Below are 14,836 nucleotides of genomic sequence, written 5' to 3' on the forward strand. Positions count from 1 at the left end.
CCGCCCCCCTCAAGCACAGGCTGTCGCCAGCCGCGCGCCGACTCCCTATAATGCCGCGCCTATGGCTAAGCAAAAGAAACACCCCACAGGCACCATCGCGCAGAACAAGAAAGCGCTGCACGACTATTTCATCGAACACAAGTTCGAGGCCGGCCTGGTCCTGTCCGGCTGGGAAGTGAAGAGCCTGCGCGCCGGCAAGGCGCAGCTGGTCGACAGCTACGTGCTGCTCAAGGACGACGAAGCCTGGCTGATGGGCTGTCACATCACCCCGCTGAAGACCGCCAGCACCCACGTCATCGCCGACCCGATCCGCACGCGCAAGCTGCTGCTGAACAAGCGCGAGCTGGACAAGCTGTTCGGCTCGGTGCAGCAGAAGGGCTACACCTGCGTGGCCCTGTCGCTGTACTGGAAGCAGCACCTGGTCAAGTGCGAGATCGCCCTGGCCAAGGGCAAGAAGGACTTCGACAAGCGCCACACCGAGAAAGAGCGTGACGCCGACCGCGAAGTGCAGCGCGCCATGCGCACCAAGGGCAAGGACGAGTAACTCTCCGTAGGGTGCGCCACGCGCAGCTGAACGCCCGCAGGGGTTCGCGGGGCGCCCCCACGTAACTCGCCTAAGGCTTGGCCGCCGCCCCCACCCGCCGCTGTGCCCGCGCCAGGCGCTGCGCTTCCAGCTGCACATCCGCCAGCACCTCCTGCACATAGTCGATATGCCGGTTGGACAGATCCCGCGCCTCCTCGGCACGCCCGGCCATGATCGCCTCGAACAGCGCCCGGTGCTGACTGATAAGCATGCTGCGGGTTTCCTCGCGCTGGGCGTACATGCCGCCGATATTGGTCACCACGTTGCGCTTGAGCAGGTCGAACAGGCCGCGGATGGTGTGCAGCAGCACCGCGTTGTGGCTGGCCTCGGCAATCGCCAGGTGGAAGCGCGCATCGGCCGCGCCCTCCTCGGCCCGGGTCACCGTGCCGCCGCGCTCGTAGCAATCCTGTAGCGCGGCGAAGGCCTCGCTCAGGCGCTGGCGATCCGGCTCGGTGGCGCGCTGGGCGGCGTAGAAGGCGCAGGAGCCTTCCAGGGTGTGGCGGAATTCGAGCAGATCGCGCTGGGCCGCCGGGTTTTCCTCCAGCAGCTTCAGCAGCGGATCGCTGAAGGTGCTGCCGAGTGTCTCGGCGACATAGTTGCCGCCGCCCTGGCGACTGACCAGCAGACCCTTGGCCACCAGCTTCTGGATCGCCTCGCGCAGCGAAGGACGCGACACGCCGAACTGCTCGGCCAGCACCCGTTCGGCCGGCAGGCGTTCGCCGATCTTGAGCGTGCCCTCGAGAATCATCGCCTCCAGCTGACTGACGATGTCATCCGACAGACGGCGCTGCTGCACCTGACCCACTGCCATAAAGCCACTCCCCACTGGTTTGACCACTTGCCCCGCTCTAGCACGACGCCTGCCGGCTAGCCTAACGAGACCACCCGAGCCCAGCAACCCGCCCCTGTTCGACCAAAGTCTGAGACAAGGGGTTTGACAGGCAGGAAGCATGACTTTTACTCTGGCGGCGCTACTTTGTAAATTGGTATTACCAATTTACCAGAACGGCGCGACCGGCCTTGCCGACAGCCCAGGCACCTCCAAAAACAATTAGGGAGCCACCCACCATGCAAACCTGGCAACAACTCTACACACCGCTCGGCAGCCTCGGCCTGTCCGCGCTGGTCGCCCTGATCCCGATCGTGTTCTTCTTCCTGGCCCTGGCGGTGTTCCGCCTGAAAGGCCACGTCGCCGGCAGCATCACCCTGGCGCTGTCGATCATCGTCGCCATCTTCGCCTTCCAGATGCCGGCCGACATGGCCTTCGCCGCCGCCGGCTATGGCTTCGCCTACGGCCTGTGGCCGATCGCCTGGATCATCGTCGCCGCGGTGTTCCTCTACAAACTGACGGTCAAGAGCGGCCAGTTCGAGGTGATCCGCAGCTCGGTGCTGTCTATCACCGACGACCAGCGCCTGCAGGTGCTGCTGATCGGCTTCTCCTTCGGCGCCTTCCTCGAAGGCGCCGCCGGCTTCGGCGCGCCGGTGGCGATCACCGCCGCCCTGCTGGTCGGCCTCGGCTTCAACCCGCTGTACGCGGCCGGCCTGTGCCTGATCGCCAACACCGCGCCGGTGGCCTTCGGCGCCCTGGGCATCCCGATCATCGTCGCCGGCCAGGTCACCGGCATCGACGCCTTCAAGATCGGCGCGATGACCGGCCGCCAGCTGCCGCTGCTGTCGATCATCGTGCCGTTCTGGCTGGTGGCGATGATGGATGGCTGGCGCGGGGTCAAGGAAACCTGGCCGGCCGCGCTGGTCGCCGGCGCCAGCTTCGCCGTGACCCAGTACTTCACCTCCAACTTCATCGGCCCGGAACTGCCGGACATCACCTCGGCCCTGGTCAGCCTGATTTCCCTGACCCTGTTCCTCAAGGTCTGGCAACCGGCCCGCGCGGCCAAGGCTGCCGTCGCCGGGGTGAGCGCCGAAGTAACGGCCTTCGCCGGCGGTTTCGGCGGTGCGCGCAGCACCCTGCCATCGCCCTACAGCTTCGCCCAGATCCTCAAGGCCTGGTCGCCGTTCCTGATCCTCACCGTGCTGGTGACCATCTGGACGCTGAAGCCGTTCAAGGCGCTGTTCGCCGCCGGTGGCGCGATGTACGGCACGGTGTTCAACTTCGCCATCCCGCACCTGGATCAGCTGGTGATCAAGACCGCACCGATCGTGGCCAGCGCCACCGCCATGCCGGCCGTGTTCAAGCTCGACCCGATCTCGGCCACCGGCACGGCGATCTTCTTCTCCGCCCTGATCTCCATGCTGGTGCTGAAGATCCGCGCGAAAACCGGCCTGAGCACCTTCAAGGAAACCCTGATCGAGCTGAAATGGCCGATCCTGTCGATCGGCATGGTGCTGGCCTTCGCCTTCGTCACCAACTACTCGGGCATGTCCAGCACCCTGGCCCTGGTCCTGGCCGGCACTGGCGCACTGTTCCCGTTCTTCTCGCCGTTCCTCGGCTGGCTGGGCGTGTTCCTCACCGGTTCGGACACCTCGTCCAACGCCCTGTTCAGCTCGCTGCAGGCCACCACCGCGCAGCAGATCGGGGTCGACCAGACCCTGCTGGTGGCGGCCAACACCAGCGGCGGGGTGACCGGCAAGATGATCTCGCCGCAATCCATCGCCGTGGCCTGCGCCGCCACCGGCATGGTCGGCAAGGAATCCGACCTGTTCCGCTTCACCCTCAAGCACAGCCTGATCTTCGCCGCCTTCGTCGGCCTGATCACCTTGGCCCAGGCCTATGTCTTTACCGGCATGCTGGTGCACTGAGGACATTCGGATCTGCTGCGCGTCGGCGATACAGCGTTAGAAATGGCCTCGGGCTGCTCATTTACAACTCGTAAATTCCGCACCCTCGGCCATTTCTGCCTTGTCTCGCTCTAGCTCGCGAGATCCGTCCGACACATAGCGGCTTCACTTTTTTTCAACCGGATGAGACGCCCATGATCATCTCCGCCTCCACCGACTATCGCGCCGCCGCCCAGCGCAAGCTGCCGCCGTTCCTGTTCCACTACATCGACGGCGGCGCCTATGCCGAGCACACGCTGAAGCGCAACGTCGCCGACCTGGCCGATATCGCCCTGCGCCAACGCGTGCTGCGCAACATGGCCGAGCTGAGCCTGGAAACCAAACTGTTCAATGAAACCCTGGCCATGCCGGTGGCCCTGGCCCCGGTCGGCCTGACCGGCATGTACGCCCGCCGCGGCGAAGTGCAGGCGGCCAAGGCGGCGGCGGCCAAGGGCATTCCCTTCACCCTGTCCACCGTTTCGGTGTGCCCGATCGAGGAAGTCGCCCCGGCGATCGACCGGCCGATGTGGTTCCAGCTTTATGTGCTCAAGGATCGCGGCTTCATGCGCAATGCCCTGGAGCGGGCCAAGGCCGCCGGCGTCACCACCCTGGTGTTCACCGTCGACATGCCGGTGCCCGGCGCGCGCTACCGCGATGCCCACTCCGGCATGAGCGGGCCGAACGCGCCGCTGCGGCGCATGCTGCAGGCCATGACCCACCCGAGCTGGGCCTGGGACGTCGGCCTGCTGGGCAAGCCCCACGACCTGGGCAACATCTCCGCCTACCGCGGCAACCCCACCGGGCTGGCCGACTACATCGGCTGGCTGGGCGCCAATTTCGACCCGTCGATCTCCTGGCAGGACCTGCAGTGGATCCGCGACTTCTGGGAGGGCCCGATGGTGATCAAGGGCATCCTCGACCCCGAAGATGCCAGGGATGCGGTGAAGTTCGGCGCCGACGGCATCGTCGTCTCCAACCACGGCGGTCGCCAGCTCGACGGTGTGCTGTCCAGCGCCCGCGCCCTGCCGGCGATTGCCGACGCGGTGAAGGGCGAGCTGGCGATCCTCGCCGACTCAGGCATCCGTACCGGCCTGGACGTGGTGCGCATGCTCGCCCTCGGCGCCGACACGGTGATGCTCGGCCGCGCCTTCGTCTACGCCCTGGCCGCCGCCGGTGGCGCCGGCGTGAGCAACCTGCTGGAGCTGATCGACAAGGAAATGCGCGTGGCCATGACCCTGACCGGGGCCAAGTCCATCGCCGAGATCAGCGCCGATTCGCTGGTGCGCGAACTGCGCCACGCCGCCTCCTGACCCCGGAGCCACCATGAGCCTGCCCGCCGCCTTTCTCACCGCCGTCGCCCGCCTGATCCCGTGCGAACGGCGCTTCGACGACCCACTGTCGACCCTGGCCTTCGGCACCGACGCCAGCTTCTACCGGCTGATCCCCAAGCTGGTGATCCGGGTCGAGAGCGAGGCAGAGGTGGTCGAGCTGCTCAAGCTGGCCTCGGCCTCCCGCGTGCCGGTGACCTTTCGCGCCGCCGGTACCAGCCTGTCCGGTCAGGCGATTTCCGACTCGGTGCTGATCGTGCTCGGCGAGCACTGGAACAGCCGCGAGGTGCGTGACAACGGCGCGCAGATCCGCCTGCAACCGGGCGTCATCGGCGCCAACGCCAACGCCGCGCTGGCGCCCTTCCTGCGCAAGATCGGCCCCGACCCGGCCTCGATCAACGCGGCGAAGATCGGCGGTATAGTCGCCAACAACTCCAGCGGCATGTGCTGCGGCACCGCGCAGAACACCTACCAGACTCTGGCCGGCCTGCGCCTGGTGCTGGCCGACGGCACGGTGGTGGACAGCGAGGACGCCGCCAGCGTGGCCGCCTTCCGCCAGAGCCACGGCGAGCTGCTGGAACGCCTGGCCGAACTGGGCCGGCAGACCCGCGCCAACAGCGCGCTGGCGGCCAAGATCCGCCACAAGTACCGGCTGAAGAACACCACCGGTTTCTCCCTCAACGCCCTGATCGACTACGACGAACCGCTGGAGATCCTCAACCACCTGATGGTCGGCTCCGAAGGCACCCTCGGCTTTATCAGCGCGGTGACCTACGACACCGTGCCAGACCACCCGCACAAGGCCAGCGCGCTGATCGTCTTCCCCGATGTGGAAAGCTGCTGCCAGGCCGTGCCGCTGCTCAAGCTGCAGCCGGTGTCGGCGGTGGAGCTGCTGGATCGGCGCAGCATGCGCTCGGTGGAAAATATGCAAGGCATGCCGGCCTGGGTGAAAAGCCTGTCGGCCAATGCCTGCGCCCTGCTGATCGAATCACGCGCCGCCAGCCAGAGCCTGCTGCATGAGCAGCTGGCGCAGATCATGGCGTCCATCGCACACTTCCCGGTGGAGAAGCAGGTCGATTTCAGCGAAGACCCGGCGGTGTACAACCAGCTGTGGAAGATCCGCAAGGACACCTTCCCCGCCGTCGGCGCGGTGCGCAGAACCGGCACCACGGTGATCATCGAGGACGTGACCTTCCCGGTCGAACGCCTGGCCGAGGGGGTCAACCGCCTGATCGCGTTGCTGGAGAAGCACCGCTACGACGAGGCCATCCTGTTCGGCCACGCCCTGGAGGGCAACCTGCACTTCGTCTTCACCCAGGGTTTCGACGACCCGGCCCAGGTCGCCCGCTACGAAGCCTTCATGCAGGACGTCACCCAACTGGTGGCAGTGGAGTTCGGCGGCGCGCTGAAGGCCGAGCACGGCACCGGGCGCAACATGGCGCCCTTTGTGGAACTCGAGTGGGGCAGCGAGGCCTACCAGCTGATGTGGACGCTCAAGCGCCTGCTCGACCCGCAGGGCATCCTCAATCCCGATGTGGTGCTGTCGGAAGACCCGCAGATCCACCTGAAACACCTCAAGCCGCTGCCGGCCGCCGACGAGATCATCGACAAGTGCATCGAGTGCGGCTTCTGCGAGCCGGTGTGCCCGTCCAACGGTCTGACCCTGACGCCGCGCCAGCGCATCGTCATCTGGCGCGACATCCAGGCGCGCAAACGTGCCGGCATCGACACCACCGAGCTGGAGCGCGCCTACCAGCACCAGGGCCTCGACACCTGCGCCGCCACCGGCCTGTGCGCGCAGCGCTGCCCGGTGGGCATCAACACTGGTAACCTGGTGCGTCAGCTGCGCGCCGGCAACGCCCGTCACCCCGGCACCGCCAGCTGGCTGGCCGGGCACTTCGCCACGGTGCTGCAGGGCACGCGCCTGAGCCTGCGCCTGGCCGATGGCGCGCGCCGGCTGCTCGGTGCGCCACGCCTGGCCAAGGTCGCCCGCACGCTGCATGAAAGCGCCGGCCTGCCGCTATGGACGCCAGCCATGCCACAGGCGGCGCAACCAGTTCGAATCAATCCGGCCGTCAGCGACGCACGGCCACGGGTGGTCTATCTGGCGGCCTGCGTGTCGCGGGCCATGGGCCCGGCATTCGCCGACGCCGAGCAGATGCCGCTGCTCGACAAGACCCGCCAGTTGCTGGAGAAAGCCGGTTTCCAGGTGGTGTTCCCCGCCGAGCAGGACAACCTGTGCTGCGGCCAGCCGTTCGCCTCCAAGGGCTACCCCGAGCAGGCCGAGCGCAAGAAGCAGGAGCTGATCGATGCCCTGCTCAAGGCCAGCCGCGGCGGCCTCGACCCGATCTACTGCGACACCAGCCCCTGCACCCTGCGCCTGCTGCAGGACGGCCTCGACCCGCGCCTACAGCTGCACGACCCGGTGAAGTTCATCCGCGAACAGCTGCTGGAGCGGCTGGAGTTCACCCCGCAGGAGCAACCGGTGGCCGTGCATGTCACCTGCAGCACCCAGCACCTGGGCGAGGCCCAGGGCCTGATCGACATCGTGCGGCGCTGCACCCGCCAGGTGGTGATCCCCGAAGGCATCCACTGCTGCGGCTTCGCCGGCGACAAGGGCTTCACCACCCCGCAGCTCAACGCCCACGCGCTGCGCAGCCTGAAGGATGCGGTGCAGACCTGCGCGGAAGGCATCTCCACCAGCCGCACCTGCGAGATCGGCCTCAGCCATCACGCCGGCATCGACTACCACGGCCTGGTCTACCTGGTCGACCGGGTGACCCGACGCAAACCCTGACCTCAAGGTGCGTGCCCCGGCACGCGAACTTCGGCCCCGCCCCGTGCGGGGCTTTTTTTGCCCGGGCCAATGTCACCCGCTAAACGCGGCGTGCGCAGGAGCGGCTTGCGCCGCGAATGCCGCGAGAGCGGCGTCCATGGCAAGCACCCGGCGAACGCTCGCCAGCCCTGCAGATCGCCATGCGGCTCCTATACTGCTGACACCGCCCCGTCGAGGAGAGCCATCATGCGCCGCACCGTCCTGTTTCTCACCGCCGCCCTGCTCTGCACGCCACTGATGGCCATGCACTGCCCGCAGGAGATGGCCAAGATCGATCAACTGCTGAAAAGCGACCCGCCGGCCGACCCGGCCGTGCTCGCCGAAGTGCAGCGCCTGCGCGCCGAGGGCGAGGCCCTGCACAAGGCCGGCGACCACGCCGAGTCGGTCAAGGTGCTGGAAGAGGCGCTGAACCTGCTGCAGTCCAGCGAATAAGCCGGTCCGGCGGGCCCCAGGCGCCGCCTAGACCACCTGGCCAAGCAGCGACAGCGCCATCTGCCGCAGCTTCTGCAGATCCACCGGTTTGAGCAGGCAGGCCTGCGCGCCCTGCTCGCGGGCCTCGGCCATCTGCGCCTCATCGATGGCCGCGCTGACCACCAGCACCGGCACATCGACCAGTTGCGGCTGGCTGCGCATCCACTCCAGCAGCGCCAGGCCGTTGCCATCCGGCAGGTCGAGATCCAGCAGCACCAGCGCCGGGGTCTGCTCGCTCAACAACACCTTGGCCCGGCGCAGCGAACCGGCGCCCTGCACCTCGGCCATGCTGCGCAGCCCCTCCTGCAGCACGCGCAGGCAGGCCGGATGATCCTCCACGCAAAGCACCTGGGCCAACGGCTGCTCCGCGCCGTCGTCGCTCGCCTGAACGTCCGTGGCGACCGTCGGGGCCGGCGCCGCCGCGCTCGGCAAGTCGATCCAGAAGCGGCTGCCGGCACCCGGCGAACTGCTGAAACCGATCTCGCCATCCATCAGCGCAGCCAGTTCCTTGCACAGCACCAGGCCGATACCGGTACCGGGAATGTTCGAGCTCTCCCGGCCGAGACGCTGGAACGGCTGGAACAGCTGGCTCTGCTGCTCGGCGCTGAGCCCCGGCCCGCAGTCCTCGACCCACAACCGCACGCAACCGGGGCGCAATTCGTAGCCCAGGCAGACCAGGCCCTGCGGCGCGTTGTACTTGAGCGCGTTGGACAGCAGGTTGAGCAGCACCTGGCGCACCCGGCGGATATCGGCCAGCACATACAGTTCGCCGACCACCCCGGGCGTCACCCGCAGCTGCTGGCCACGCTGCAGCACTTCCGGCAGCACCAGCTCGGCACAACCGCTGAGCAGTGCGCTGACCTCGACCGGTTTGAGCTGCAGGTGCTGGCGCCGGCTCTCGATGCTGGACAGGTCGAGAATATCGTCGACCAGCGCGGTGAGATGGCGGCTGGCCAGCACGATCTCCCGCGCGTACTCCAGCTCCTGGGCGGCGTCCGGTCGCTCCTGCACTTCCAGCTCGATCAGCTGGGCGAAACCATGGATGGCATTGAGCGGGGTGCGCAGCTCGTGGCTCATGCTGGACAGGAAGCGGCTCTTGGCCTGGCTGGCCGCCTGCGCCTCCAGACTGGCACGGCGCAACTCCTCCTGGACCAACTTGAGGCCGGTGATATCGACATGCGTACCGGCCGCCCGCACCGCACGCCCCTGGCCGTCACGCTCGATGACCTTGCCGCGGCTGAGCAGCCAGACGTACTGGCCCTGGGCGTCGGCATAGCGGTACTCGGCCTCGAAGAAGTCCTCGCGGGCGTCGTCCGCCATGCTCAGGCGCAGCTGGCGGATGCGCGGCAGATCGTCCGGATGCGCGCGCTGGTTGAACTCGGCGAACGGCATGCAGCTGTCGCGCAGGCCGAAGCGTTTGACGAAGCGCTCGCTGACGCAAATGCTCAGGCTCATCGCCTCGACTTCCCAGAGGCTTTCCGTGGTGCTTTCCAGCACCAGCTCCAGGGTCCGCTGCACCTCGAGCCGGCGTGATTCGCTGGCCCGCAGCTGCTCACCGGCATAGCGCACTTCCTGGGCCATGTCGGCCAACTCGCTGATCCCCGTGGGCGGCACTTCCGAGGCCCGCTCGCCGTGCGCCAGGCGCCGCATCATCCCGACGATGCCGGCCAGTGGCGTGGCCAGCTGGTTGCTCAACTGCCGCGAGCGCAACCACATCCAGCTGCCGAACAGCAGGTAGAAGAACAGCAGCCCGGCGATCAGCAGGTAGCCGATCTGCTGGTACTGTTCGGCCAGGCTGTTGGTCTCGCGGAAGATGTTGGCCTCATCCACCACCAGCAGCAGACGCCAGCCGGTCTGCGGGATCTCGCTCCAGGCCATCAACTGGCTGCGCCCGCCCAGCTGCACCTCCTCGACGCCATGCCGGGCCTGCGCCATGGCCGCGACCAGCGGCTGCAGGCCCGCCTGGCGATCCAGCTTGAAATCGGCCGGCTTGAGCACCTCGCGCCTGACCGCTTCGGCATAGGAGTACTGGGTCAGCTCGCGCAACCCGAAATCGTGCTCGGCCGCCGCCGGCAGCGCCATGATGCCGTTGTCCCGGCTGACCAGCAGCGCATAGCCCTGCCAGGGCACCTGCAGGTTGCCGATCTCGGCGAGCATCTGCCCCACCGTCACGTCCAGCCCCACCACGCCCTCGAGGAAATCGCCGCGATACACCGGGGCGATCGCCGACATCATCCAGCCGAGGCCGGCCGGGTCCAGGTAGACATCGGCCCACACCGTCTTGCGCTGCGGGTTGTGCTTGGCATCGGCGAGGTAATAGAAGTTGTAATCCGGGATGACCATGTCATGCGGATACTGCTCGGGCGTCATGAAGAACGGATAGATGCGGTTGTAGCTGTCCCAGCTGTTGAAATACACCGCCGCCACCAGCGGGTCGGCGCCCTTGATCGAGCGCATCAACGGATCGACCCGCGACAGGCGCAGGACCTTGTCGCGATCCTGGCGCTGCGGCGGCGTGCTATTGGCATAAAAGGACGCGGCGCGGCCGTCATCGCTGCGGCTGTAGAACACCCCATCCGGAGTCTGCGCATGGCGCGCCCGCTCCAGCGCGTCCGGCTCGAAACGCTCATCCTGCAGGGCCTCACCGACCGCATCGCGGAAAATGCTGACCTGCGACTCGATGGCCTTGAGCCGGCTGTCGATCACCTGACCCTCGCGCTGCACCGCGCTGGCCAGATCCTGCAACGCACTGTTCTGCAGGTAGCCGACCTGAGATTCGCGGATCGACTCGTTGGTGTACAGGTAGACGCCGATCAGCACCGACTCCACCAGAACCAGGGGAATCAAGGCACTCTGCAGGAAGGCCTGCCAGATCCAGCGGCGCAAAGGTTTGTGCGGTGCAGGCGGCATGCCGGCGCTCCAGGCAATCGAAACAGAGGAATGATGGCACATGGCAGCGCCAGGGCCAGCCGCCTGGCGACAAACCCGCGACCATTCTAAAGCCAGATGGACGGTCGACGCTGCGGAACCTTTGCCGTAGACTAGCGGTCCTACTCCGGTAGGAAGGTTTTGGGGCCGATTAGGATTCGACGCCGGTAACAAAACTTGAGGGGCATGCCGAGTTGGTAACAGAACTCGTAAATCCACTGTTGCAAACTTATAGTTGCCAACGACGACAACTACGCTCTAGCCGCCTAAGTGCCGCTAGCTGTCCATAGGGGATGCCTGTAAACCCGAAGATTCTGGACAGTCAGATAGAACAGGATCGCCGCCAAACTCGCTGCAGGTGTAACGGCTAAAACTTATGCAGCTCGCTCCAAGCACCCTGCCACTCGGGTCGCGCGGAGTTAACTCAATAGAGATGGCTACGCATGTAGAACCGATAGCGGCGAACTGGCGGACGGGGGTTCAAATCCCCCCGGCTCCACCAAATGCAAGTTTCCACATGTTCCCACATGACCGGAAACACCCCTGAAAAGCCCGCCCCGTGCGGGCTTTCTTGTTTCCACACGTCCCCCAGCGCATCCACACACCATTCCCTTCGTGTATCCCTCTGTGTATCCTTCAAAAAAAATTGAACCATAGGGATACAGGAATGAAGCGCAGCGATATCAAACGCCGCCCCCTGGCCGACACCGTACTCGCCAGCCTGGAGTCGGAAGCGAAGGAGTACCGTGAGCTGGATGGCGACGGACTGTATTTCCGAGTGAAGCCGGATGGTTCGAAGTCCTGGCAGCTGCGCTACAAGAAGGCCGACGGCAAGTGGTCATGGTTGGGATTGGGCGGCTATGGTACAGGCGACCACCAACTGACCGGCGAACAGGCCCGACGGAAAGTACGCGAGCTGCGCGACGGCACCGCCAAGGACGGCAGCATCATGGCCACCAAGCGCGCCAGGAAGGCAGCAGAGCTCGAGGCGGCCAACAATACCTTCGAGCACCTGGCTCGCGAGTGGTATGCCGTCAAGTGCAAGACCTGGACGGAAGGGACGGCGGTTCGCACCATCGGCGCCTTGGAAAAGCATGTATTCCCCGTTTTCGGCAAGCGCCCCTACACCGGCATCCTACCAATGGAGTGGATGGAGTTCCTGCGTGGCATGGAGCAGACCGGGATCGTTGAACAGACAAGCCGTGTGCGCGGCATGTGCCGGGAGGTATACGACCTGGCTCGCGTCACTGGCAGAGCGACGCACAACCCGCTCGAAGGGTTGCATAAATTCCTACTGACCAAGCCTGTGGAGAATTTTGCCCATGTATCCATCGAGGAGCTGCCGGCACTGCTCCGGGCTATCCGTGCCTACCCCCATGCCCCCGATGTACGTATAGGCCTGCAGCTGCTGACGATGCTCGCCTGCCGACCATCCGAGCTGCGTGAAGCGCGCTGGGAAGAGCTCAACCTTGATACTGGCCTATGGCTGATTCCTGCAGAGCGCATGAAGCGCCGCCGTGAGCATCGGGTGCCATTGCCAACGCAAGCTATTGCTCTGCTGCGCGAACTGCAAAACATCACTGGCAACTATGCGCTGCTGTTCCTTGGCCGAGGCAATATCACCAAACCACGTAGCAATACCGTGTTCTTAATGGCGCTGCGCCGCCTGGGCTACGAAGGCCGCCAGACCGGCCACGGTTTCCGCCACCTGGCCAGTACCATCCTCAACGAGAACGGCTTCGACTCGCAGCACGTCGAGGCCCAGCTATCCCACGTCAAGGAAGGTGTCCGCGGCGTCTATGACAAGAGCACCTATCTGGAACAGCGCAAGGTGATGATGCAGTGGTATGCCGATCACCTGGGAAAATTGGCGGCAGGCAATGTCGTGCCACTCAAGCGCAAGGCATGAAGAACCCACTGCTATAACTCGCGTCTATTACTCAGGTAACTCAAATGCGCAAATGGGACGATGTAACTCCCGAAGGGCTCCTCACAATAATCGAACACCTCAAATGCAACGTTTACCCCGAACTGTCACGCAAGGTGCTTAATGCAACGACCTAATGTCCATGGATATGGCGATTAGATCTTTGCAGCACCAAGAGAACGTCGTCCGCGTGCTAGCAAACCTTTAAGAGCGCTGTAGCCAGCTGAGAAACTTTCCTTTTCTGATCGTCACAGGCTTCTGCTCCAGTAAAGAGGCACCGGCCTGTTGGCGGAAGCTTTGTAGCTTGGCCAGCGCGCTGCCGACTTCGCTGCGTTGCTCCAGGCAGGCCTGCAGCAACTCCTTTTTGAGACGATAGAGCACACCCGAACTCAGCGCTGTGAAACGGGCCTCGGACGGCGTGTCGAAAGTAACTCCCTGTTCCCCCATAACCTCGCCAGGGCCCATGCGGCCGGCCTCAACTACTTCGCTGCCATTAGGAATGGATGCTGAAATGACACCTGTTCCGATCAGCAGCAATTGCTCGCTGACTTCTCCAATTTCCAGCAATACCTGGCCTTTATTGAATGTTTGCGCCACGAGCAGTTCGGCCAGTCGATCCTTTTCTTCCGCACTAAGCGCACGGAAGATTTTTACGTCATCGAGCAGTATCCGCTGGCGGCTGCGTGGAACGTCGGGAAGTAAAGCGCCCCGTAGAATGCCAGAGGCTTGCAGGTTACGGTGAGCGAGGTCGAAAAGTAGGTTACGCACCTCGCTGGCGCTGCAGTCGGTGGCAACAAATGCACTCATTTCGTATTCCACGGCGCTAAGGTCAGAACTCTTGACCGAAACCTTCGGCTTAGGCGTCTGATGCAGTGCCCTAACACCTTGGAGGGTACGGTTGAGGGCGTCTATCACCAAACGTGGACGCACCTGCGCCGGCACGCTGATGCTCAGTCTGAGGTTTTGGATATCGGTGGAGCGATTGAGGTTGAGAACCTTGGTCTTGGCTGCCACCGAGTTGGGAATCACTACGGTGCTACCCTGGTTGGTGCGCAGATGAGTGGCACGCCAGTCGATCTCGATCACCTTGCCTTCGATCCCGTCGATCGACACCCAGTCATCCAGGCGATAGGGTTTGGTGGTGTTCAGTACGATGCCGGAGAACACATCGCCCAGGGTGTTCTGCAGGGCCAGGCCTATGACAATGGCGACCACCCCGGAGGTGGCCAGCAGGCCCTTGACCGGCAGTTGCATGATGTAGGCCGCCGCCGCGACTATGGCCGCGAGGAAGATCAACGCCCCCAGTACGTCCTGCAGCAGGCGCCCGGTGTGGCCGCTGCGCGGCATCAGCAGCACGCCGAGTACCACAGTCAGGGTGCGCGCACAGAGCAGCCACCAGGCGATACCCAATACGGAGCCGAGCATGTTCAGCGCCGGCTCGCTCCACGGCGGTGGCTGCAGTGGACTCATCCCGGCACTGATAATTGCCAGGCTGTAGGCAATGAAGATCCCAAGGCGCAGCAGCACCCGCCAGACCTTGGCCTCGGCCGGCAACAGGCGCCAGCACGCGAGGTCGGCGAGCAGCAAGCCGACGCCGATTGTTAGTGGGTGCAGGGCAATCAGTGCAAGCATGAAGGGCTCCACGGCAGGAGAAGGAAAATGCAGCAAGCATGACTGGATTGCCGACAAAGATGAATGGACTGCATTGCATACCGTTCATGCTCTTGTGCATACGTTTGCGCAAGAACAACGGAGTGTCATCTCAGGATTCGCGGCGCCGGCTATGCTGATGTGAGTCACATCATTGCGGCCTAGAGGGGGCGTATTGGACGCAACTTGTGGTCATAACGATGAAAGCCTGTTCTTTTTCACCTTGGGCCGTCCCAACACTGCAGACCATGCCCTGTGACCGAGATGGAATATACAGCTGGCTTATAATAAGAGTGCTTAATATTTGTAAGCCACTCTAGTTTTCAGCGAACCATGTT

Annotated in this window: 9 protein-coding genes and 1 other RNA gene; 7 read left to right on the plus strand and 3 right to left on the minus strand. The window is 64.6% G+C overall.

Annotated features, from left to right (window positions below):
- Positions 1 to 61 precede the first annotated feature (61 nt).
- On the plus strand, positions 62 to 544 hold the full coding sequence (gene smpB, locus F3I62_RS06290) for an SsrA-binding protein SmpB (protein ID WP_160488807.1): 483 nt from the start codon (positions 62 to 64) through the stop codon (positions 542 to 544).
- A gap of 70 nt (positions 545 to 614) precedes the next feature.
- Here the strand turns inward: smpB and F3I62_RS06295 are convergent, their stop codons facing one another.
- Positions 615 to 1,394: an FCD domain-containing protein gene (locus F3I62_RS06295; protein WP_160488808.1), complete on the minus strand. Its 780-nt coding sequence runs from the start codon at positions 1,392 to 1,394 to the stop codon at positions 615 to 617.
- A 257-nt stretch (positions 1,395 to 1,651) separates the two neighbouring features.
- Between F3I62_RS06295 and F3I62_RS06300 the strand changes: the two genes are divergently transcribed.
- The 4 genes from F3I62_RS06300 (at position 1,652) to F3I62_RS06315 (ending at position 7,954) form a co-directional block, all read left to right on the plus strand.
- The gene (locus tag F3I62_RS06300; RefSeq protein ID WP_160488809.1) at positions 1,652 to 3,340 is read left to right on the plus strand and encodes a lactate permease LctP family transporter; all 1,689 of its coding nucleotides are present in this window, start codon (positions 1,652 to 1,654) and stop codon (positions 3,338 to 3,340) included.
- 173 nt (positions 3,341 to 3,513) lie between these two features.
- Positions 3,514 to 4,668, plus strand: a complete 1,155-nt coding sequence (gene lldD / locus F3I62_RS06305) for an FMN-dependent L-lactate dehydrogenase LldD (protein ID WP_160488810.1) — start codon at positions 3,514 to 3,516, stop codon at positions 4,666 to 4,668.
- Between the two features lie 13 nt (positions 4,669 to 4,681).
- Positions 4,682 to 7,483 carry an FAD-binding and (Fe-S)-binding domain-containing protein gene (locus tag F3I62_RS06310; protein WP_160488811.1) on the plus strand — a complete coding sequence of 934 codons (2,802 nt, stop codon included), beginning with the start codon at positions 4,682 to 4,684 and terminating at the stop codon, positions 7,481 to 7,483.
- Positions 7,484 to 7,708: 225 nt separating this feature from the next.
- The gene (locus F3I62_RS06315) at positions 7,709 to 7,954 is read left to right on the plus strand and encodes a hypothetical protein (RefSeq protein WP_160488812.1); all 246 of its coding nucleotides are present in this window, start codon (positions 7,709 to 7,711) and stop codon (positions 7,952 to 7,954) included.
- Positions 7,955 to 7,981: 27 nt separating this feature from the next.
- On the opposite strand, the gene F3I62_RS06320 is transcribed toward F3I62_RS06315, so the two are convergent.
- A complete protein-coding gene (locus tag F3I62_RS06320; protein ID WP_160488813.1) occupies positions 7,982 to 10,903 on the minus strand; it encodes an ATP-binding protein in 2,922 nt (973 codons plus the stop codon).
- A 161-nt stretch (positions 10,904 to 11,064) separates the two neighbouring features.
- Between F3I62_RS06320 and ssrA the strand changes: the two genes are divergently transcribed.
- Both ssrA and F3I62_RS06330 read left to right on the plus strand, forming a co-directional pair.
- Positions 11,065 to 11,423, plus strand: a transfer-messenger RNA (tmRNA) gene (gene ssrA, locus F3I62_RS06325).
- A 165-nt stretch (positions 11,424 to 11,588) separates the two neighbouring features.
- On the plus strand, positions 11,589 to 12,830 hold the full coding sequence (locus F3I62_RS06330) for a tyrosine-type recombinase/integrase (RefSeq protein WP_160488814.1): 1,242 nt from the start codon (positions 11,589 to 11,591) through the stop codon (positions 12,828 to 12,830).
- A 222-nt stretch (positions 12,831 to 13,052) separates the two neighbouring features.
- On the opposite strand, the gene F3I62_RS06335 is transcribed toward F3I62_RS06330, so the two are convergent.
- Positions 13,053 to 14,480 carry a mechanosensitive ion channel family protein gene (locus F3I62_RS06335; protein WP_160488815.1) on the minus strand — a complete coding sequence of 476 codons (1,428 nt, stop codon included), beginning with the start codon at positions 14,478 to 14,480 and terminating at the stop codon, positions 13,053 to 13,055.
- Between the last annotated feature and the right edge of the window lie 356 nt (positions 14,481 to 14,836).

The sequence above is a fragment of the Pseudomonas sp. R-28-1W-6 genome (genome assembly GCF_009799925.1).
Taxonomy (GTDB): domain Bacteria; phylum Pseudomonadota; class Gammaproteobacteria; order Pseudomonadales; family Pseudomonadaceae; genus Aquipseudomonas.